Raw genomic sequence first — 23215 nt, forward strand, 5'->3', positions numbered from 1 at the left:
GTTGACCAACAGCAACATCATGAACAAGGCAAACAGCCGGGAGGAACGTGTGCTTGCTCTTGTTCCTTCCGGCTCAACAAAACAGCGTATCCCCTCTTTTCAGGAGACACGCTGCCCACGGTTATCGCTTTATTCATTCATAATCGAGTTCACTGATGCATACACCATAGGCAGGAAACCTTCGGAAGGTTCACCAACCGGCGCATCAATGTGGAAAATGAATCCATTCTCGTCCAGTTCCTTGACGATGAAATATTGCGTTTTCTTCCCATTCTGAGACATCATAAACAGTCTTGCATCTTTCATCGGCCCATTACTAAGCTGTTCAGGAGTTAATTCTTTGACTTCCCCCACCTCGGACAACTCTTCCTTCGCGTCCATCTTCAAATAATCCAGATTAAAGTCCGAAGGCAACTTTTCGATCTCTACCTTGTACCTAGGATCAATCTTCATCGTTAACTCATGGTCTTTTGCATCAAAAGCCATCGGCTCAAAGATATATAACGAATACCCTTTGGCCTGTGCCAGAGTTACTGGCCGCTTCTCCGTGATCCCTTCCACTGTCACTTCCAGTTCTGACGTTTTGGCGCGATCAGATGTAACGATATTTCCTGCCCCAGTACCCGTTTTATCGCCATCCTCAGATGCAATTTTGGTAATCCCGGTGAGTACCAGTTGTTTGGTTGATGCATCCACTGCTTTTTCTACATATTGGAAACGAACCGAATCCTCATCATCGATATCGTCCAGTAATTTCTGCATATCCTCCCCCACCTGGAAAGACATCGCTTTATCCTTTACACGAATCTCAACCGTGTGCGGGTCAGCCCAACCCGTCAGAATGCCCTCTGCTTCAATGGCATCTCTTTCCTCCGGCTTCTGTTCCGGCGCTGGTGACGTTTCCTTTGTATTGTTCACAGATGGTTGAAGTGCAGGTGCACTGCTCCCACAAGCCACGAGTGAGAATCCCATAAGTAGAACCACTAATGTAGTGCTGACCTTTACCCTATTCCTTTTTCGCATATGAACACCTCCGTTAGCTTAAACGCAATGCTGCTTGTCCATGTTGCTACATCCATTGAACCAACGATGCTTCACACGATCACTCCGGGTAGCAGCGGGATCTTGCAATCGCTGTTTTGTGCAAAGACTGTTTGTTCTATTTATATAGCTTCGTATAATATTTACTTACACGGGAATCAGACAGCTCAATCACGCATAAACGGTATTCAAAGGCAAACTCTCCAGTCTAGCCCGCCTGATCAAGCTTAACCAATTGCGCATGCGCCGCGTTGAAAGCTTGCGTCTGCAAGTTGAATTGTTTACGTACTTCCGCAAGCTTGGCGTATTCTTCATTACGTGTGCGGATGGCACGTTTAATTTTAACAAGATTCGGCTTAGCGCTTGCTCGCATAAGCCCGTACAGTTGTTCTTCAGCATTCAGGCTATGTTCATATGAAACTACAAATAGCTCATAGGTTTTGGCTCTTGCCTCATATTGATCCAGCACTTTACCTGCGTGAGCAAGCGTCTCTTCCTTCTCAATGGTAAGCTCCTTCAGAGAACCGCGTAGTGCTTCAATCTTCTCTCCTGTGTCCTGCATAACCTTCCCCGTCTGTTCGAGCAACGCTCGACGTTGCTGAATATCGGCCTCTGCTTGATCCAGCAGCGTTTCGATATTGCTGTTCTTTTTCTTTCCATTGCTCAAAATACTCTTGTATAGTTCCATATCCTCTGCTTCATACCGTGTCAGATCCTTCAGACTTTTGTCGATCTCCTGACCGCTCTGCACCAAACGATTCACCTGATTGGCCGCAGGCTCCTGCGGCTCTCCACACCCGCTAAGTAAAAGCATCAGCAATAGACTGCATGCTGCTAGCGTAATTTTTTTGCTCGTAAATAACATGTGTTCTCCCTCTCTTGCCATAACGTCTACAGACGAGTATCCCCGCTAAAATTGGCAACCCAGTGCGCGCTCGGATCATACACTTCGAATTCGTAGCCCCGATCTTCCAGCAGCTTCATAATGCGCGGCAATGCCTGCACAGTCTGTTCCCGTTCATGCATCAAAATAACTTCCTTATCCCTGTGCACACTATTGCTCACTCGAGCTACGATTTTATCCGGCTGACCGGGAAGATTCCAATCCAGAGAATCTGTCGTCCAGTCCCACATTTTGAAACCTGCCGCTGCAATGTCTCCCCTGAATGCTTCGCCAATCTGCGGACTGCTACCGTAAGGAGCACGGATGAGATGCGGCGTGTATCCGATCAGTTTCTCGACCATTTTCTGTTCCTTTTTGAACTCATTCACAAAGTTCGCCGAACTTCCGCTCTTATAGAGCTTCTTGTAGTTATGTGTCATGCTGTGTAACCCAGGATAACTACCTTCCTTCAGCAAACGTTTCACCGCATCCGGATGCTCATTTAACTGCCGTCCAATCATGAAAAACGTCGCTTTCGCTTCATGTTGCTTTAAAATATCCAGCAATTGATCTGTATATTGACTTGGTCCATCGTCAAATGTTATGTACACCACTTTTCGAACCTGACCCATAAATCGCGCCGGCTCCTCTTTCGCCTCCGGTGTAACCTGAATCATCCCCAGCTTGGCGGGTTGCTCAATAACAGCAATTGGCGGTGGTGCCATTACCGTTTTCATCCAATGGGTCATACCGATAAACACATATGTCAAGCCCGCAACAAACACAAGCAAGAGCATGATCGCCACGCTCAATCTGCCGTAGCGGATTTTCCTTTTTTTATGAGTTTGTTTTCGACTGACACTGCGAATCGCATTTCCATAGTCTCGCGTTGTTTCTTGTTGTACTCTCACGACCTAGCCACTTCCCAACTGTCTTTTTTTCCCGATGAATGGAATATTATATCGATTCACGTCTCTATATAGAAGATTAATAGAAAAACCGTCGCTGTGAATGACAGAATAGTTACAAGCTCGGTTACAATCTACTTATCTCTTTTCCATGTTTCTCTAACCACGGATGTGCAACTGAATTTATTCGTTGTTAAAAGTAAAACGTGTTTCATGGCCGAGATGCTGCTTCCAATTTTTTCAGCGTCCATACAACAATTTATATATATCAAGACATCTGCTGCGTGGTGAAGTATCTTTACCTGCTGATGTCTTCCCTGCACTGACCTTCTCCTGTATAATGAGGTGATTTAGGTTATCTATTTACAAGAAGGAGCTACACCTATGACAAGCATGAACCGTGCCGGCAGATCCATCTATTTGTTATTTTTTGTCGGCATTATTGCCATTTCTTTCTCTTCTATTTTTGTACGCTGGTCTGACGCAGATGTTGCGGTCATTGCCATGTATCGCCTGTTTTTAACTAATGTGCTCATGCTGCCTTTCGTTTGGCCACACAGGCACGAGATGCTTCGTCTGAATGTTCGTCAGTGGGTTTTGTTACTTGCTTCCGGTGTGATGCTTGCGCTACACTTCCTGCTCTGGATGGGATCACTGAGATTAACCAGTGTCGCCAGTTCCACCGTCATCCTTGCTCTCGAGCCGATTCTGATTCTGGCCGGATCGGTGTGGCTGTTCAAAGCCAAAATCAACCGCATGATGCTCATTGGCATGGGTATCGCGCTGTTCGGGTCGATCATTATCGGTGCAGGAGATTTTCAGGTGGCAGGCACCGCGCTACAGGGAGATATTTTATCATTACTTGGCACGATGGCAGTGGCTGTGCATATGTTGCTGGGTCAGTTTTTGCGAACAGGTCTCAGTGCATTCTCGTATAATTTCTGGGTGTTTCTTGTCGCTGCCTGTACGTTCGCGGTGTACAATCTGTTCATGGGGCATCCGTTCGGCGGTTACGCGGCTTCGGAGTGGGGAATCTTCCTGTTACTGGCTATCGTGCCTACCATCTTTGGACATTACCTCTTCAACTGGTTGTTGCAATATATGAACGCGACCACGGTATCTATGGGCGTTCTCGGAGAGCCTGTATTCTCCTCCTTGCTGGCCTGGGTACTGCTGGGCGAAGCACTAAGTACACTTCAAATGTCGGCAGGTGTCGTGATCCTGTTCGGGGTGTGGATCTTCATTCGGTATGGCAAAACCAAACCCCAGCCCATTCCAGCGGATGCGCCCATCGCCGCTCCAGTTCCTGTTGAACCGAAGACGGTGTAAAAAAATTCATTACATATGAAGGCGGTGTGTTGTTATGAAAAATATAGTATCCATGCGCTGGCTGCTCGCCAGAATGTACGAATCCGATGTTGCTATCGTAGATTGCCGTTTCCTGCTCGGTCAACCCGATGCCGGACGTGAAGCTTATGAAGCCGGACATATTCCGGGGGCTGTCTATCTTGATCTGGAAAAGGATCTTTCCGCTCCGGTCACTGAGCACGGCGGACGCCACCCACTCCCTGATCCGGCTGCACTCGCAAGCCACCTCGCTAAAGCAGGCATCGGCTCCAATAGTCGCATCATTGCCTATGATGATCAAGGCGGCATGAACGCATCACGTTTATGGTGGCTGCTTCGCTACTTGGGACATGAGCAAGTTTATGTCATGGACGAAGGTTTCTCGGCTTGGCAGAATGCCAAGTTCCCGGTGACAACGGACGTGCCGGTACAGATTCCGTCTTCGTTTGACGTGAACCTGCAACCACAGATGCTCGCAAGCGTTACGGATGTGCAACAAGCTTCCGCAAGCGGCAGCGCCGTGCTGATCGACTCCCGCGATGCCCGTCGTTATGCGGGGCTGGAGGAACCGATCGATGCGAAGGCCGGACATATTCCGGGGGCAGTGAATTATTTTTGGAAAGAAGTGCTTGGTGCAGATGGACGCTGGTCCGGTGTTGAGGCATTAGAGGAGCGGTTCGTGAAGCTGGGGAAAGATGATGCCATTATCGTGTATTGTGGCTCAGGTGTCTCCGCCTGCCCAAATGTGATTGCGCTGGAAGAAGCGGGATTCTCGAATGTGAAGCTGTATTCCGGGAGCTGGAGCGACTGGATTAGTTATGAGGAGAATCCGGTGGCGACGGGGGAAGAGTAGGTACGGAGTACAAGTCTACAGTATCTCAAAGACCAATACACCGCCATGCAGGCTGATGCCTGGGGCGGTGTATTGGTTCATCAAAGTCAACAAGAGATCAACATTCGTTCAAGGAAAGTGATTACACCGGGCGAACAAAGGTATCTTACTTTCTTCAATTTAATAGTATATGCTTCTCTATCAATAAGAATTAGTATAATGAGGAGTATTAACAGTTGAAAATCCAGCGAAAGCTTCTGCTTTACCGATCATAATCAACATAATTCAAACACAATCAACATCTGATCAACATTAATTTATTCAAGGCTCAGAGAAGACTAACGCTGAGGAATAAGACAAAAATGTAAAAACGAAGGATAAACCCTTTGTATTCGATTTATTTATTTTGGCATAGTGTCGTAGTGTATATTACAAAAATATAAAATTTGGTTCATGAACTAATTGTAGGAGTGGTCTACTTGGTTAAACGTACTTGGCTTGAATTTGTTAATCCTGAATTAATTGATTTATTTCCATTACAATTTGTAAACTGCGATCGCATACAACAACACGATGTTTTATACATATTTGATGAAGTAGGAAGCGGCAAAACCATTACGAGCGGCTTAATCGCACTTGATTATATCGAGCAAAATCATAAAGATGTATTGATTATTACTACAAAAGCTCTCTCTGAAGGTGAACATCAGGGGCAGTTCTTAGGTGATTGGTATCAAAAATTGCCATTTATACATATGGGATATTCACATCATGTACATATTATTAATAACAATTATTCTCATATTGAGAAACTCGCAGGCAAAGCTTTTGGACTCATTATAATTGACGAAGCACACTTATTCTTAACAGATAAAACAAAAAAAAGAATAGCCCTTGAAAAATTAGTTGCTGAGAAAGTTGTTTTTTTAACGGCAACACCTATTAAATCTAATAAATATGACTTACAAACATATATTAATATCGCTAAAAGTATGACTCAAAAGGATATTCAAAACAATTGGATTCAAAATATTGAAACGATTGGTAAGGAAAAAAATGCACTCATTTGTTCAAGCTTCGATATTACTTCACCAGTTACACGTTATTTCAAGGATACAATTCAGTCCTTGCAAATAAGTGAGTTTCATAAGACGACCATTAAGCGCCATGAAACAATTATCCATGAAGTAGGAATTAAATACGAAGATAGCAAAACTACACAGCAGCAAAAGGCAGAACAAACTGTGGAATTTTTAGAGTCACGCTTGAAAGAACAGCATGATGCCCGCTTTGTTATTTTCACACGTTTCATTGAGAAGGAAGCAAGAGTACTTCGTCAGGCTCTAGAAGATGCCAATTTTATGGAATTCCGGGCAGAAACAACAGGTAATAGCTTTGCTATTGTTTCGGGAAGTAACAACTATGAATTAGCAGATTATTCTAATAAAACGAAAGAAAGCATACTACCGACCGTGCTTGTTGTTAGTTATCAGATTGCAGAACAGGGTGTCAACTTACCTGGCTATAATCATGTGATTAACTATCATATTCCTGCCTTCCCTTCCGCTATTGAGCAACGCTACGGCAGAATTGACCGACTTTCTAAATCGGGCAAACAATACGAAGCCATTTATAATTGTTTCATATTAACAACAAATTTTTACGATAGTAATAATTCCAACTTTTATACAGCTATCTCTATTTCCTTGAATAACCTTTTAAAATTTATACCGTCTCGAAATACGCTGCTGTCTCGTAAGACGTTAACTTCATATTTAAGTGAAGCCTCCGTCCTTCAGAAACAACGCGAACTCTTCACTGACGCACTTAAATGTCAGGAGCAAATAGCGAATTTGTACTTTTCACTTAAGACCGATGAGGTTACTAAAGATGATTCAAATACAACGTATCAGCTCTTATTTTCGCTTTATGAACAAGTTGAGGATTTTGAATTCAACGATGAGCCCCACAATATTGATCGTTTCAAGAAAGCACTTGAAGATGTATTAAGTACATTTGATGTGCTAAGTGAAAAGGGAACTAGACTAGCTGAAGAGCTACTAAAGAAATATGATGTGGCAGCAGAAACGGCAATTTGGGACAACATTTTTTATAGAAGTACTATAGATTTGCACGAGAACTTATCTGATTTGAATGCAATAAAAGAGGCAGCTGCGTTCATTAGAGAAAGTGATGCTTATGCGGAATATCGCAATAGATTCGAACGAGAACTGGCACCTAATTATCGTTTTAATCAGTATAAAAAAGCGCTAGATTATTTTTTCTATAAACAATTTGATAACAATCAATTAAGTTATGTGTTTCCTGTCGCAGTCAATCAGTCTTATCAGAAGGTTGTATTTGATTGTCAGGAAATTATTAAGGAGCTTGCGGTAAAAATGGGTCAGAAATTAACAGAGGCTGATATGCAAATCATTTTAACCAGCATTAATCGGTGGGCACCAAAGCTTCCTCTTTTTGTATTCTTTAGGGAGTTTGAGCGATTAGTAGGGAATATTAGCAGAACAAATGAGGAGATACTTAGAGGACACGACGATATAAGTAATAGATTATGTACTCGCAAAAACTATACAGGGAATGTGTTTATAAAAGCAATTTGCCAACTCCATAATATTCAAACACCAGCATATCCAGCCATTCAAAACGAAGTTCGTGGAATGAGTTATGAAGAGTTAACAAAGCAGTTTATATTAATAAAATCTAATCATGTCGATAAGAGCAACAATATATTTGGGGCAGTGATAACAACCTCTAAATATTTTAAGTTGCTATATCACTTTTCTCGTAAAGAAGTATGCAGTTTTGGTAAGCGAATGGATTCAGGCCGCAATAATGGTAGCGTTTATCATTCTATTTTTGCTAACATTGAGAATATTAAAACTCAGATGGTAAATATCATTTACCAATCATCGATACCAGAAGAAATGAAAGTACACTTTAAGAAAAATTATTATAAGGAAATTCCTAAAGAAATGATTGAACAAGTTTCGGAATCATCTTTGCTTGACGAAGTGAATGAATACAATCGATTATCTAGAAATCTTATAGATTTTGATAATCAACAATCCACTATTCGTAACTATATGTCAATGTTTATGCATTTTGTCTTTTCTGAGTATCCGAACCACAGAAATAAGCATGCTCAGCGCTATTGGGTGAATAAATATGATATGAAACTGCCTCCTAATAACTATCATTACTATTCAAAGGATTATTGGACCATTCATATTATTGGAGAATTATTCGGAGTGAAGCTAAACTCTGATCATGTTGTGCATTCGTCAGTTCAAAAAATAGATACGGTAACCCTAAAAATTCTGGATTGACCAGATACAAGTAAAGCATCAAAAAAAGATCACGAAGGTCGCAAGCTTTTTAAGTTATTTGACAAACTGTGAATTTGCTCCATTAGGACTTTTACATTTATGGTAAATGAACGAAGCAATAAGGACTAGGGCTCAGGTAAATTAAAATGGTGACGAGTTAGGTTGGGTGATATTCGCGCGATTAAACCATCCTAATCTAGCTCTAACTTCTTATAACAGTTTGAAAATCAAATTCCAACAAATATCTTCACGAAACAACAAATAATTGAACCATAATGCCTTTATCACTTTACTTTATTATAATCACAGCAATATAATAGAAATAGATCTATCTGAAACAACTCTGTTGTAGCAGGCCTCTCTTCAATAAATAAAACTAATAACGGAGGATACGTATGTTTGAAGGCTTCAATCTTAGTTTAAATAGTTCCTTCTCTGATAACTACTATGAGGAAGGCGAAAAAATATTAAATTCCCACAAAAGTAAGGTCAAAGCATCATTGGATAAATACATCAACAAAGCAGATCAAAGCATTGATGGTTCATTAATTCAAGATGATTGGTTCCCCCAAGTTGATGTAGATATATTTCTCTCACATTCCCACACAGATGAGAAATTAGCCCTATCTTTAGCCGGGTGGCTTAGCATAGAATTTAACTTGAAAGTTTTTGTGGATTCTTGCGTATGGGGGTACGCTGACGTTCTTTTAAGAGAAATAGATAACAATTTCTGCAAAATTAAAGATTCCTCCTCTTATTCATACGAAGAAAGAAATAAATCAACCGCCCACGTACATATGATGCTATCGACAGCTATAACTCAATTGATGGATAAGACAGAGTGCATTGTTTTCTTGAATACTTCTAATAGCATAACAACCGATGAAGCTATGAAGAAAACGAAATCTCCTTGGATTTTCTATGAATTGATGATGATGAAATTGATCAGGAAGAAAACAATTAAAGAACATCGTCACCATGTACTTTTAGAGTATGCAGAGTTGAAAAAGAGTGCAGAAGCTTCAATGAAGATTAATTATAGGATTTCTCTTGATCATCTCATTCCTCTTTCTGACAAAGATCTTTTTTCGTGGAAAAAAACTTATTCCCAGAACGAGCTCTACTATCCTTATCCAATGAGCAATGGAATTAAAAGAATACCTTTTGCTTTAGATAGTCTTTATGAACTTAAAGTACCTAAAAGATAAGAATAAATCCAAATTGAAACGCGATTAATAGTATGCAGTATTCGCTAATATCCGGTACTGGAAGGATAAATAGTTAAGGAGGCAACAACCTGATGCTAACAAACAGACAACATTATAATATTTTTATCAGTCATTCTTGGACATATGGAGACGCTTACACTAGATTAATTACCATGCTAGACAGGTCAGGTCTAGCATACAAAGATTACTCTGTACCCAAAGACGACCCTATTCATAATGCCCTAAACGATCAACAACTTTATGCGGCAATAAAGAATCAAGTTAAATATTGCAATGTTGTTCTTATGATGTGTGGCGTCTATGCAACATACAGCAAATGGATGAACCATGAAATTATAATTTGTAAGAAAGATTTCAATAAACCTCTCATAGCAATTGAACCCTGGGGATCAGAAAGAACTTCACTTGAAGTTAAAAAGAATGCTGACAAGGTTGTCGGTTGGAACAGCTTATCTATTGCTAATGCAATTAGAGAATTAGGATAGGGAGATAATAATGATGAGAAAAGCTCTAATTGTCGGCATTGATGATTACGGGGATGCAAGTTTAAGCGGTTGTGTTAATGATGCTACTACAATGAGCACAATATTAGAGCGTAATGCTGACGGATCGCCAAATTTCGCAATAATGTCCATTACGTCCCCTCCTTTAGGTGTCACTCGCCAAAACTTGCGTCAATCTTTGAATCAATTATTTCTTGGCGACTGCGACGTAGCATTGTTTTATTTTGCAGGGCATGGTTTGATAAATGATAGCGGTGGCTTCATTGTGACAAGTGACTATGATGCTTATGATGAAGGCATATCTATGGATGAAATCTTGAAACTCGCTAATAAATCTAAGGCAAAAGACAAAATTATAATTTTAGATTGTTGTCACTCTGGTACTTTAGGAAGTACATCAACTGACGGTTCCAATTCAACTCAACTAAATGATGGTGTGACAATATTAACAGCCTGTCGGCCTTATGAATCAGCTACGGAAAATAATGGACAGGGTTTGTTTACATCACTGCTAATTGATGCACTTTACGGGGGAGCAGCGGACATTCGAGGGTATATAACCCCCGGAGGCCTATATGCCTATGTAGATGCAGCATTGGGCCCGTGGGATCAAAGACCTATGTTTAAAACTAACGTTTCACGTTTTACCAGAATAAGAACAGTTCCTCCTCAAATTCCTTTTGATGTTTTAAGAAAGCTCACAGACTATTTCACAGATGCACAGTCAGAACACGATCTAGATCCAACTTATGAGGATACTACCCCTGATGCTAATCCAGAAAATGTTCAGAAGTTTAAACATTTACAAAAATATGTGGCAGAGGGTTTAGTTAAACCTGTGGGCGAAGACCACATGTACTATGCAGCGATGAATTCTAAATCATGTAAATTAACAGCACTGGGTTACCATTTTTGGCGGCTAGTTAAAGAAGGAAAAATATAGAATTCATGAATGTATCACAAAAAATTAATAAATAGCTAAGGAAAGGGAAAATACAATAATGATTAGAAAGCCTATGCCTGATAATTCGGGGAGTAAAAAAACAGTTCCTACTCCCCCTCGAAATGTTGGACAAACACGTTCTGGAAGTAAATCAACTGTCAATAGGCCACCGGTTAAGAAGTAGTGCGACTAGATCGGGAAGGTGTCTGGTAATACTCAGGCTTCTTCCTTTCTTCAATATCAGCCTTGTTGTATTCTTCTAAATCATAAATATAAATATGCACACCAGCATCAACATCCGTATAAACTTCTTTTACTGGCACTTCGTATCTTTCTACTATTTTCTGCACGTAATCCATATAAATCAATCTCATTGCTCTCTTTGACTCAAACGGTCTCGAAACCCTATCAATGCAGCCATAAACTTCAGGAGCACCATTTCCATATTTGGATATACCTACAACTAAAGTATCATTACTGAAAAAAACTTCCTCCCATACAGATGGTGACTTTGAAAGTTCGGTTTTCTTCACAGAAATCCTTATTTTGTTTATTATCCAAACCTGTGATGAATATCCGAATTTAGCATACAATAAACTTAGTATAAAACTCACTACTACACTTATCCCCGTAAACCGAACCAAATAATAAAGGTTTTTCGATTTTTCATACAAAGCCTCAATTGTATAAACTGGACTGGCAAACAAGTTCATTAATACTATCGTCAAAGCTGAAACAGGGATCCATGCTATAGCCGCCATCGCCGTGAATTCTGGGACAGAATGCTTCACAACTGGATTTATCCCCATCATTTGTACCCAAAAGTACATCATAAAGCCTGGAAGAATAAAAACTATTGTACTTAAAATATTTTCCATGTGATCCTCCTTAGTATATTAAATATATTTATTCTCTTATTGACGCCGATTCCCTGCTAAATTATTAATTCAGATGCGTTAATTAATTGCTTACCAATTTTATAAACTTAGTCTTTTAAAAGTAGCAAAAGGCCCCCACATCGCTGTAGAGGCCTTTCTTATGTCAGTTAACTTGGATCAGCAGTCTACGTCCGTCTTCTGTTTCCATGGCCGTCATATCTTCTCCAGATGCTTTTGTGGTGTACGCTTCTGCCCACATATTTTTCTCGCCCTGTCCTTTGTTATAAGACGCCGCCGATGTACCGTCACGTTTGTAATAGTTGGCACCGTATTTGTCGATGTTTGTATCAAAGATGGGTCTACCAATCTGGATCGGCAACCCTTGGTCGGATAATACCCCAAGACGTACTAGCTTATCTGCTTTTGACGTGAACGAGTATTCTGTAAATACACGATATCGGTCTGGGTAGATGGTTTTTGCTATTGGATCAGCATCTGAATGGAACATCGGAGCGTACACGCTCTTTTTACCATCGGCTGGGTATGGATCCACGAAGATCATCTTGGACATTGTGACTGTAGCTACATCACTTCTCAGTTTCAGTGCCTTACCAAATGCGTCGTACACGTTCTGATATTGGTTGCTCATTGGATGCAACAGTTTCATTTTCCCAAATGTATTTAAGTTAGTGCCGGTTTTGGCTACTTCACGGAGTTCGTTCAACCCATAAAAGTCAGTGGCTTTCTTGCCTTCTGCTTCCATGTAACGAAGCAAGATCGTGGCTACCTCAGCCCGTGTAGTCGGAGCCTCTACGTTGAACTTCCCTGCCGCATCCCCCGTCATAATCCCCGTGCCCATTGCAATCGTAACGAATGGGTAGTCAGACTTTTTCAGTGTACCTTTGAAAAACTCAGCTACTGGGATCAAGGCTTTATCACCTTTTGCATCTCCTTGAGCCTTGTTGTACTCTGAATCTGCCGCCGCCAGTCCGTTAGCCATCCATTTTGCAAGTTCGATCCGCGTCATGGCTTTGTTGCCTACAAATCCGTTAGGATAATCTACACGGTTCACAAACCCCAGCGCAGTCACTTTGTTTACTGCTTCTGATGCCCAGTTTGTAGGTGGTACATCGCTAAATGCTTGGCTAACTTTTGATGGTTTGTACTTTGTAGCTCTGCTAAGCATTGCCGCAAATTCAGATCGTGTAACATTGGCACCTGGCTTATATGTGCCATCAGTGTATCCTTCTACAAGTCCAAGCCCAGCCGCTTTTTTAATAGAAGTTTCAGCCCAATGGCCCTTGATATCCGTAAAGTTGGTGCTTACTTGGGCCACTTTTGCCACAACAGGCACTGCTGGATAGGATACACTCGATAGTGTAGTCGCTGTAAACAGCGCCAACAAGAGTTTTCCAGCACCATAATTTCGCTTACTCACCTCTTCACCCCCGTTTGATCGTCTATACATAGATCATTATGAGTTACATTTCCTCACCAAGCAGTAACCAGCACAACATCTAATGTGTAGGATTGATCACAAACATTCGTTCTAACAGGCCTTTCGCATCACAATGATTTCTTTTCATATGTTAACAAGTCGTTTAGCCGCTCCGCTGCTCCGTAATCTACACCGTACGTATGCGAGTAACGATCCAAAGTAATCCCCACCGACGAATGCCCCATTCGCTCCGATACAATCTTCGGATGCACGTTTTGCTTCAATAACAATGAAGCATGGGTGTGACGCAAATCGTGGAACCGGATTTTGGGAAGCCCTGACCTCCTAAGCAAATCAAGCCAACGTGCTTCAAAATAATAAGGACTGATTGGCAAACCATGTTTGGTCTGAGAAATGAGCCCGTGATCATTGTATTTAGGACCAGATGCCAACTTGTCCTCTGCCTGCAATACTTTTTGCTTTTTCAAGGCGGTCATAGTTACATCAGGTATAGCCATGGTTCGAATGCCGGAAGCAGTCTTTGGTTCCTGAAATATATGCCCCTTTTCTCCCCTGGTGTAGGATTGCTTTACGGTTAGTGTTCTAGCTTTCAAATCAACATCGTCCCATCTCAGTGCGATAGCTTCTCCACGACGTAATCCGCAAGTGGCAGCAAACAAAATAATCATATGATATCGATACGGCTCGGTGTATTGCAAGAATTGAGTAAGCTGTTCACTTGTCCATACAGTCGTTTTAGTTTTTGGAATCTTCGGCGGCTTTACTAGTGCGGCCACATTGCGATTCAGGATTTCATGCCGGACTGCTGTAGCTAAACCGTCATGTAGCACCTTGTGGACATGATTAATCGACTGGGGCGACAGACCAGCTTCAATCCGTAGCTTCTCGTACATAGCGACCAAATGATGTGGAGCAAGCTTGGCCAGCGGAATCTGACCAAGCTTCGGAATGATATGATAGTTAATCAGCCATTTGTATGTTTTAATTGTGCCCGGACGTAGCTGGGGCCGCTTTAGATCAAGATACTTGATAAAATAATCTTGAACAGTCTCCTTCGTTTCAGTAATATAGCTACCTCTCCCTATTTCAGCTAAAGCCTGAGCCAGTGCTGCTTCTGCCTCTTTCCGTGTAGCAAATCCTGCTTTCATTTTTTGCCGACGTTTACCGGTTTCCGGGTGTTTCCCCATCTCAATGGTGTAAGCATATGTACCATTTTTCCTTTTACTGATACAACCTCGCATGATCATGCCTCCTTACATAGTTGTCCCCAAAAGTAAAACATGGAGAACAAATCCTCGCCAAGGGATTTCCTGTATCTTGCGAAGGATTACATCATTCTTCTCACCTGCTTCGTTAAACGGTGTTCAACCCGGTTGAACACCGTTTAACTTTTCCAGAAAAACCATTCTCTTTAACGTAATAAGAAATATTTTGATCTACAAAGTTAAACTGTTAATCCTGCGAAAAGATGCGAATAGAATAATTATTTTTACATATTTTTACATGATAAAATAAATTTAGAAAGGAGGATACACCTAGAATCAGCATGTACACGACCGGGCAGTTAATGTAATGGAGACATAACTAATCAACTATATGAATTTTTTCAAAATAGTTGAAGGAATATGAAAAGCTTTGTAAATATGCACTCCCCGTATTCTTTCTATCCCCAGGAGGACACCCAAGCTTTGACCTGACGAGGTTAAGGAATGGATGAGAAGACATTCTCGTAAAAACTCTTGACTTTTTCAAAGCCATCAGTCATACTGCTTGAGCAGATAAGAATTTCTCTGTATATGTATATTTTCTGCTTAGAATGTAATTTATCTTTTTTAATGTAAACCATGTTGAAGAATGTTGATCGCTTTTATTAAACTTTCAATGATAGATGAAAGTTTGTTTGCGATTACTTCATTCGGCATGGTTTTTTTGTGTTTTGTCTTCTTTTGATGTCAGCTTTAAAAAACATAAAAAGGGTCTGGACATTTTCAATCAATGTCCAGACCACACATCAAAATAGGCGAACCATTTCATATTTTTATTAAAATACGCCAATATGATTTCTGTCAATTATTGGAGTGTAGAGATGGACGCCTCCCAATTACAGGAGGTATATTAATGAAGTATCTACAAATGTATAGCAATAACGTTAGAGGAAACACCAATTATAATGATCATCTTCAAGAAGCTATCATTTCTCTTAACGATTCTGCAAAATATCAAAGAACAGAAGGAATTCCTTCGCATCGGACTGAACGTAGTTCAATAATTGAGGCCATTATGGGAATGTTTCCTGACAAAACAGAAGAAATAATCGTTGTCGATCTGATTCACGCTCCATCAATTAGTCCTGATGCAGTTAATGATTTCATGTATTTTCATCATCGAACCTTCCCAGGAAACAAGGCATGTCTCATTCCTGAATTCAATTTAAATAAAGCAAAACAAATCGGTCTACACATTCATAATTTCTTTGGGAGTACTCCGTATTCAGGCTCTCACTTTGAAGTTGTCAATGTCAAACTCGCTCCCCAAACCATTATTAGTTATTATAACGATAATTCTGAAAGATGGGTCCTTCTGCAGGTAGCCGACACAGAGTTGTATCGGGTGACTAAAGAATTTGAGGAAACATGTATTTCAAACGGACTCCCCTTCCAAAAAGGTGAATTTGAAAAACTTATGAAATACATTTCTGCGTATAAGGAACTAAATCATCGCCTCATACCAAGCTATGATCAATATGATTTTATTGGCTGGAATGAAGACAAGACCAGTTTCATTAGCCCACGTCGAAAAGATTGTTATGTTCGTATTGCTGATGATAAAGCACAAATCATGATTAAAAAGGGCTATGTAACAAAAGGAGACGATGCTAAACAGAATTTGGAACAAATACTCGAACAACTTAAAGACAATCCTCTGTCCATTGCAATTTATTTAAGCTCGTATATTAATGCGCTAATGAGCGGTAGATTCGCCTCTTCAAGCTATTTAATACTTGATATTTATGGGGCTAAGGGCAAGGGGAAAAACCTTTTACAGTATACTGCGATGAATCCGATTGGAAAATCTGAGGAAAAATCTCCTTTGATGCAGACATGGGTTGGCGCCACAGATGCGGGAATTTTGGCAAGCATCCGCCCCCATAGTAGTCATCCTGTATTTTTCGATGACTCTCAGATCCAGACTAAAGAAACTTTGCAGAAAGCTATCTATACTGCTTTTAACTCTTCGCTTGGGGTAAAGGCCAATAAAGATGGAACTTCAAGAGAAGATAAGAATACAACTTCCATTATTATATCCACTGGTGAAACATCTATTTTATCAATGGTTCATATGGACGGGCTTACTCGACGTGTTCTCCCCCTTCCCATCGACCGTATATTGGAAACACTTATGAATCAACCTGAGAAGTTAAAAGATTGGCAAGACCGACTTGGAAAATTGCTGAATATGTCTTACGGACTCACACTTGATCTTTTCGTTGATTATGTGCTGGAAAACAAAGAAGTTATTGAGAAACGATTCGAGGAGTGTATTGCACTATACAGAGCTGACTGCCAACACATCATGTTTGACCATGAAAGATATAATTCCTATGCAAAGTATTTGGCAAGCATGCATGTCGTTCTGCAATGTCTTTCTGACAAATTTGGATTGTCCTCTCTAGATGATGAAGAAATTAAGCGCATATGTGAATATACTAATAATTATTTGAAAGAGATTTGTACAGAGAGAAATAAGAATATCCAAGCATTGGAGGCTGTAATTGCCTATGCCACAACTAATCAAAACAAGCATTTCACAGCAAACAACCCCAACCATACTCAATACGGAAAATTTTCTCCCTATAAAAGGGATGGAAAGCAAATTACCTGCCTTATGATTGTGACCAATGAATTAAATAACCTTCTTAATACGTGGGGATATGTATCTAATAATGTAATTTCTTCTTGGGCAACGTATGACGTTATCCGCACATCCACAAGTAATAAAGGCGGTGGGAGGATTTCCAAAGTTAACAGTTACAAATGCTCATTGAATCAAGCCGGTAATACAAAAACCAAACCTTATTGTACATTCATTTATCTAGAAGATGCGCAAAATCTTATTGATCAGAACCAATAGAATATTAACACCATTTAAAATTTAGATCACTTAACTATAAAGGGCTCCTGTTTCGCTTGATGCGAAGGAGCCCTTTCTTATTTACGCCAGATAAATCAGTAAAAAACGAACAATAAGTCCGTTGACTAGTTTCATAAGATGAAGCTTACTACAGTAATTATCAATTATTGACTTAAAGACTACAAGTAAAGCAGCAAAGTATCTTGGTATTTCTACCTCCCACAAGACGACAAATTCGTGGGAGACGAAAAAGCTGGGGGGCATAGGAGAGGTTGGTTGAAGCTTGTGAGGAACGGGGCACAGCTTATCCGTCCTCCCATTCCCCCAAAAGAAATGCACAACAGAAACAAAAACATGCTAACACTAGAAAAGGTCGTTGAAAATTGTACAGAGTGTGGGAGACTGGGAGGATGATATATTTATTTTTTTATTTTTGTTTTGTTTTTATCGGATTTTGGTTCACTAGGGTAGGGTACTCCCGTCATGTCCCCCGCATTTCTCCCGTCCTCCCATGTCTGAAAAATGCTGTGTATAATTTAATCTTATATGTTGGCTGAGCGTTAACATTTTAATACTTTCTATTACTTTCATCTCATGTGAAATATATACACATGGAGAGAGATGAGCTTTAAAGAAGTTTATTTCCTAACGAAGAACAGGTAACTTTTTAGTCGAACAATTTTTCTCCCAATATAGCTCTCAACTCTTCAGTATTTATGGTAGACGAATCTGTACTCGCTAATTCAAGCAATTTCAAATGAACCTCACTAAAGCCTCCGATCAGTCTAATCATGTCTTCAGTCTTTACCGTGACAGGATGTTTTCGCCCAACATATTTATTAGATAGTTTGATTTTTCCGACATTTTCTTGCATCCATTTTTTTATAGTAGATTCTTTATATCCGTACTTCACCAATAACTTAATAACCTCTATCTTCTCTAACCCAGATGGCACTAAACTGACTGGTGATACATATAGGTAAGTTTTGTCATGATTTTCCCAGATATATTTATCTATTTCAGGATGGAATATCTCCTTCATCGTAAAGCTATTAATTGATTTTTTATTTTTTAATGCCCTTATGAAATTTATGTTTCGTTTAGAATAGTCTTGTTGCCTCGCTATAGCTCTATAAACATACATTTCCATTATATTACTATAACTCTTCGGGAGTAAACGTCCAGCAATCAGTTGTTTAACTTTTTCTTCCAATCCAAGCCTCTCAATAATTTCGTCCCTTAATGACTCGTCTTCTACTACTTCTTTATACTTCTTACCTTCAATGCTTGCTACCCATTCTTTCACTGTGAGTGTCATAGTACACTTTCACTCCTTTTAATTTTTGATCAGTTCATATTATAAAGATTTATTTTCATGAACGCCGATCAATTGAGGAATAAAATTCCCGATCCCCCCCCTTTGGTTTGATATAAGCAGCAGAGTACACTGTGTGAACAGGTTGGACATAGCCTTTTAGTTCATCAGATCAAACGAGAACCACTAAGCAACCACCTGAAACCTAACTAAGGAGAGGATTTGTAATGTTCCAAGTCCCTAATGTAACTATTCACCAACTGAAAAGAGTATTCCGTAGAGCAATTCATTCACTAGAAAACTCGGATGTAGTTCTATCCAAAAAAGGGGTGTACATGGAAGGAAGCGCAGCAATTCATCCGCTGACTTGTCATATACGCGCTTCAAAAGAACACATTATTGTACGCTTCCTTCACCAATTTTCTGTATACGGGTATCAAGTAGAGTTGCTTCACTTCACATTCCCAAACAACACAGATGATATTCTCGTACAAACCCTTATTGACAATCTGGATATGAAAAGTTTCACAAATGATCAAACGCTGATTCAGCTTTTAATAAAATCGACCCTCCGTCTCCAACAATTCTTCATGTTCGAAAGAGCGCTCGAAACATTATTCAAAAATTCTCAACCTTAAAAGTTCAAAGAGAGAGTCTACAGACTCTCTCCACCTACTCACTATATTTAAAGGAGCCAACCATCCATGAACACAAACCAAAAGACTTCGCACACACTAGAGCAGTTGCAACAATTGATCATCGCTCCCCATAGCAACAATAAAATGGAACAATTTTCTAAAATAAGCAAAATGCCTTATGAAAAGGACGGTCTTCGTTCTCAACTACTGACTCTTTTTTGGAAAACCCTATATGAGCCATTCCTCATTAGATCCAATGATACTCCCCTGTATCTTGAAACCAATTTTAAACAAATGAACGGAAAGTTTCGAACACAATACTATGGACTCAATGAAGAAAATTTACAACGGGCAGCAAACTTTAGCCTGGCTAAAAATGAAGGCGATTGTGCGTACTATGGAGTCAATCCTAGAACAGAAGTCCGTATGCATGATGAAATGGGATATGAAATGAAAGCCACTAATTCTGGAATAGATCTGTCGAGTGTGCTTTGGCTCGACGTGGACATCAAGTCTGTAGAGGCCACTACTCCAAAGGAAGCAAAAGAATTCATTCTACAATTGTTGGATGAAAAGCTGCCCTTCTCTCCATCTATCGTCGTAGACAGCGGAAATGGTTTCCACGTTTATTTCCTCTTGGACCAGCCATACGATTCCAAACAAGTATCATCCATATGTGCCCGGATGGAGAAACAGATAGGCATCGCTGATCACTGTCATGATGCCTCACGTATCATGCGAATGCCTGGATCTGTTAACCGTAAAGATCCAAAAAAACTTAAACGTACTCGCTTCGTTCGTTGGGAAAATGTTCGATACTCGTTGGATCAATTTGAGGACCTGCCTGCAATAGAAACTATACATTCTTCCCTACACATGCAGAAAATAGAATTGCCAACATTATATAATTTAGAACCATTTCCTGAATCAGAGCTTCGTGAACGTATTAAAAAGGATAAACGACTCCTTGACAAGTTAAATACAGAGTCGATTAATGAATACCTGGACACCTTCGCAAGCAGTAGTATGCGAGATAAAACTCGATCAGGGAGAGATTTCCATATCACCTGCCAGCTACTAAAAGAAGGCTTCACCCCAGAAGAGATCACCAGAATATTTATATCTACCCCTGTCGGTGACAAGGTTCGTGAAAATTGGGAGGACAGGGGAGAATCGGCTGCGTTATCCTATATGACCAAGACTATTGAAAATGCGTTAAGAACCATGGCTGAAGAAGAAAGACATTCCAAAATAAGTGTGAAAATAATAGATCGTCCTCGATATTAATAAACTTTCCTTGTGCCTCTCTCTCCTACTCTAATGGAGAGAGAGGCACAAGGAACATCTGAAATAGTCACTGTTGCTTGGAGCTCTATTTTCCAAAAAAATCGGCCATGTTGCTCAACTCAGCAAATCATGGGGGGGGGGACATTGACTACAGTTTAATGGTCATGATTGGATGTATATGGAGAGTTACATGTACACTTTTGTATCAAGTATGTATCTTCAAAAATACGAGGAGCATGGAGGGATTTGAATGAATATATCAGATCAGGTAAAAGAAATCATAGACTTAGTTCAACAAGCCCCATTGACTGGCAAGGACTACACCGCCTCTTCCTCTGGAGTGGGAGTATTCTATGAATCAAATGTGCATACCATATTGCGAATTGCTAATGAAGCTACAACAATGACAGTAGAGTGCAACATAGATAGTGGTACTGCAACTGTAAAAATTAGAGACGTCGATGTTGACCTGACTGTTAAAACAGGAGCCATTGATGATCTGAAGAGTATGCTTGGAGAAGTGATTTTAGCGAGCGGGCTTGCGCTTTAACTTCTGTTTCGTGTAATCCCGGGATAAAGACTCCATGTGACTTAGGTGGGGCAATACGCCCCGCCCGAGATCACATTTTAGCTGCCACCCTAATCCTTGATAGATTCTCCCTAATCACTGGTAAAAGTTCGTGATCCTCCAATTTAATATAAATCAGACTCCCACAAAATAGATCAAGTAACAATACAAAATCTGCAGGCTCCCTCCCCGCTTCAAATACAAAGCCATTTACTGCAATGTATTCCCGATGTTGTATCAAAATCTCTGAACACGAATATAATTCAATACCAACAACACTTTTTCTCATGTTCAGATCCACCTAACTTCTTCGGGCAGAGAAAGTGTCGTCTTTGTTCGTCCAGCATCCGTGAACACACAAAACACAACACCATGTTCACTCAAGTACACGGACATTAAATATGATCCTACTAACAAACCATTCTCATTTGCTCGAAACTCTTCCTCGGTTACCATCCCCCAGTCTCCTTGAGCATGACGATTCAATGCAATCAGTTGATCGGTTTCACTAATCCGCTCCAACACCATGTCAGTAACTACAACGTCACCTAATTGAAATCTAGCTATATGACTTCTCTCCCCTACAAAATTTGTCCCTATTGAAACATGGAGAAATTTTGCCGGACAAGTAAATGAATGTACTAGGCGACACGATCTATAGGAACATTTGTTTGTAATAAGAATTACATAAATTCTGTAAGAAAGAGTGCAGAATCATCTAAATCGTTGGGATATGATACTTATGGGTCGAATGCCACACACGTTTTTCAACTGGATCTTGATTGGCATTAGCAACACATTGTAAACCTTCAAGATCAATAACGTAAACTTTGCGATGATCCATGTGAATTAATTTCTCAGTCTTAAAATCATTAAGAGCCTTGGAAGCAGTTTCTCTACCTACACCGATCATACTACCAAAGTGTTGTTGCGTAATTTTCCAATTGATCAGATATCCATTTGATGTTTTTTTACCAAAGTTGGATACCAAATCGAGCAGTAAGTTTGCTGCACGCACTCGCACATCCAAGAAGGCAAGATATTCGATTTTACGATCCGCCTGAATTAAGCGTTCACTAAGTATGTATATTACTTTACGCATGAGATCCGGATAGATCCGGACAATTTCATCCATTTGTTCACGTCTGATTTCCCACACACTTACTTCATCAAACGCGGCGACAGAAGCTGTTCTGAGATTATCGTGATGAAATAACTCAAGTTCACCAATAACTTCTCCAGGAAACTGATGCCCGAGCACAATCTCTTGGTGATCTTCTTGACGAAATATTTTCAGAATACCCGTTTGGATAACGTACATCGTGTGACCTGGATCATTTTGAAAGTAAAGTACTTGGTTTTTAGGATATTTTCTGAGAAGAAACTTGGACTCTATCCAAGTTCGCTCCTCTTCTTTAATTATATCTTTGAAAAAAGGACTATCCACTACAGATTGGTACATCGTCATACTCCTTTACTATGGGAGATCAGAATTTTTGGTCCCCCCAGCGAAACACGGATTGAAGCAATTGAAGTGCAAGTTGTTTGTCTTGTGGGGGTCTATCTTCAAGCAAAAGAAGAAGTCTTTGAAGGTCATCTGTCGGAGGAACTGGATCAAGGTGACGGAACAATTGTTCAAGTGTAATGTTCAATCCATTGGCTATTCTCTCCAGACTTTCTACTGTTACATTTTTCTCGCCACGCTCAACTTGTCCAATGTAATTGGTATGTAGTCCTGAACGTTCTCCTAAAAGTTCCTGACTCATCCCTTGTTGCTTTCTAATATTTCGAATACGATCTCCGAGTTTTATTACTAAATTTTCCACACAAACCACCTCAAACTAAGCGTAACTGAGGCGGCACACCATATTAACACACTATAAATGTTATAATTATATATAATAAC

Annotated in this window: 20 protein-coding genes; 9 read left to right on the forward strand and 11 right to left on the reverse strand. The window is 40.2% G+C overall.

The genetic code is table 11. The annotated features are described in order from the left end of the window. Positions 1-129: 129 nt before the first annotated feature. The 3 genes from MKY23_RS20380 to MKY23_RS20390 form a co-directional block, all read right to left on the reverse strand. Positions 130-1023, reverse strand: coding sequence for a hypothetical protein (locus MKY23_RS20380; protein WP_339831769.1), 894 nt, complete (start codon positions 1021-1023; stop codon positions 130-132). 226 nt (positions 1024-1249) lie between these two features. Further along, entirely contained in the window at positions 1250-1906 is a 657-nt protein-coding gene (locus tag MKY23_RS20385; RefSeq protein ID WP_339831772.1) for a YkyA family protein, read from the reverse strand. 26 nt (positions 1907-1932) lie between these two features. Further along, entirely contained in the window at positions 1933-2835 is a 903-nt protein-coding gene (locus MKY23_RS20390; RefSeq protein WP_253492356.1) for a polysaccharide deacetylase family protein, read from the reverse strand. Positions 2836-3216: 381 nt separating this feature from the next. Here MKY23_RS20390 and MKY23_RS20395 point away from each other — a divergent pair, with 381 nt between their 5' ends. The 6 genes from MKY23_RS20395 to MKY23_RS20420 all read left to right on the forward strand — a co-directional run bounded on the left by MKY23_RS20395 (position 3217) and on the right by MKY23_RS20420 (position 11033). Further along, positions 3217-4161, forward strand: a complete 945-nt coding sequence (locus MKY23_RS20395) for a DMT family transporter (RefSeq protein ID WP_090915032.1) — start codon at positions 3217-3219, stop codon at positions 4159-4161. Between the two features lie 34 nt (positions 4162-4195). Next, positions 4196-5032 carry a sulfurtransferase gene (locus MKY23_RS20400; protein WP_339831777.1) on the forward strand — a complete coding sequence of 279 codons (837 nt, stop codon included), beginning with the start codon at positions 4196-4198 and terminating at the stop codon, positions 5030-5032. A 458-nt stretch (positions 5033-5490) separates the two neighbouring features. Continuing rightward, positions 5491-8358, forward strand: coding sequence for a helicase-related protein (locus tag MKY23_RS20405; protein WP_339831779.1), 2868 nt, complete (start codon positions 5491-5493; stop codon positions 8356-8358). A 395-nt stretch (positions 8359-8753) separates the two neighbouring features. After that, positions 8754-9566 (forward strand): hypothetical protein, encoded by an 813-nt coding sequence (locus MKY23_RS20410; protein ID WP_339831782.1) that lies wholly within the window; start codon positions 8754-8756, stop codon positions 9564-9566. 92 nt (positions 9567-9658) lie between these two features. Beyond that, positions 9659-10072, forward strand: coding sequence for a TIR domain-containing protein (locus MKY23_RS20415; RefSeq protein WP_339831784.1), 414 nt, complete (start codon positions 9659-9661; stop codon positions 10070-10072). A 10-nt stretch (positions 10073-10082) separates the two neighbouring features. Then, entirely contained in the window at positions 10083-11033 is a 951-nt protein-coding gene (locus MKY23_RS20420) for a caspase family protein (protein WP_339831786.1), read from the forward strand. Positions 11034-11206: 173 nt separating this feature from the next. Here MKY23_RS20420 and MKY23_RS20425 read toward each other — a convergent pair whose 3' ends face one another. The 3 genes from MKY23_RS20425 to MKY23_RS20435 form a co-directional block, all read right to left on the reverse strand. Beyond that, positions 11207-11911, reverse strand: coding sequence for a hypothetical protein (locus MKY23_RS20425; protein WP_339831788.1), 705 nt, complete (start codon positions 11909-11911; stop codon positions 11207-11209). 163 nt (positions 11912-12074) lie between these two features. After that, entirely contained in the window at positions 12075-13349 is a 1275-nt protein-coding gene (locus tag MKY23_RS20430; protein WP_339831790.1) for an S-layer homology domain-containing protein, read from the reverse strand. A gap of 128 nt (positions 13350-13477) precedes the next feature. Then, positions 13478-14611, reverse strand: coding sequence for a tyrosine-type recombinase/integrase (locus MKY23_RS20435; protein ID WP_339831792.1), 1134 nt, complete (start codon positions 14609-14611; stop codon positions 13478-13480). Positions 14612-15488: 877 nt separating this feature from the next. On the opposite strand from MKY23_RS20435, the gene MKY23_RS20440 reads away from it, so the two are divergent. Beyond that, positions 15489-17501, forward strand: a complete 2013-nt coding sequence (locus MKY23_RS20440) for a DUF927 domain-containing protein (RefSeq protein WP_339831794.1) — start codon at positions 15489-15491, stop codon at positions 17499-17501. Between the two features lie 667 nt (positions 17502-18168). Here the strand turns inward: MKY23_RS20440 and MKY23_RS20445 are convergent. Further along, positions 18169-18807, reverse strand: coding sequence for a hypothetical protein (locus MKY23_RS20445; RefSeq protein ID WP_339831796.1), 639 nt, complete (start codon positions 18805-18807; stop codon positions 18169-18171). Between the two features lie 713 nt (positions 18808-19520). Between MKY23_RS20445 and MKY23_RS20450 the strand changes: the two genes are divergently transcribed. Continuing rightward, positions 19521-20741 (forward strand): hypothetical protein, encoded by a 1221-nt coding sequence (locus MKY23_RS20450; protein WP_339831799.1) that lies wholly within the window; start codon positions 19521-19523, stop codon positions 20739-20741. A 250-nt stretch (positions 20742-20991) separates the two neighbouring features. Beyond that, positions 20992-21291, forward strand: a complete 300-nt coding sequence (locus tag MKY23_RS20455; protein ID WP_339831801.1) for a hypothetical protein — start codon at positions 20992-20994, stop codon at positions 21289-21291. A gap of 70 nt (positions 21292-21361) precedes the next feature. Here MKY23_RS20455 and MKY23_RS20460 read toward each other — a convergent pair whose 3' ends face one another. The 4 genes from MKY23_RS20460 to MKY23_RS20475 all read right to left on the reverse strand — a co-directional run bounded on the left by MKY23_RS20460 (position 21362) and on the right by MKY23_RS20475 (position 23135). Further along, positions 21362-21598 (reverse strand): hypothetical protein, encoded by a 237-nt coding sequence (locus MKY23_RS20460; RefSeq protein WP_184182066.1) that lies wholly within the window; start codon positions 21596-21598, stop codon positions 21362-21364. A 2-nt stretch (positions 21599-21600) separates the two neighbouring features. After that, the gene (locus tag MKY23_RS20465) at positions 21601-21837 is read right to left on the reverse strand and encodes a hypothetical protein (protein WP_339831807.1); all 237 of its coding nucleotides are present in this window, start codon (positions 21835-21837) and stop codon (positions 21601-21603) included. Positions 21838-22027: 190 nt separating this feature from the next. After that, the gene (locus MKY23_RS20470; RefSeq protein WP_339831809.1) at positions 22028-22771 is read right to left on the reverse strand and encodes a Crp/Fnr family transcriptional regulator; all 744 of its coding nucleotides are present in this window, start codon (positions 22769-22771) and stop codon (positions 22028-22030) included. A 25-nt stretch (positions 22772-22796) separates the two neighbouring features. After that, positions 22797-23135, reverse strand: a complete 339-nt coding sequence (locus MKY23_RS20475) for a helix-turn-helix transcriptional regulator (protein WP_184182064.1) — start codon at positions 23133-23135, stop codon at positions 22797-22799. Positions 23136-23215 lie beyond the last annotated feature (80 nt).

Origin of the sequence: Paenibacillus sp. FSL R7-0272 (assembly GCF_037969905.1) — a bacterium.
Taxonomy (GTDB): Bacteria; Bacillota; Bacilli; order Paenibacillales; family Paenibacillaceae; genus Paenibacillus; species Paenibacillus polysaccharolyticus.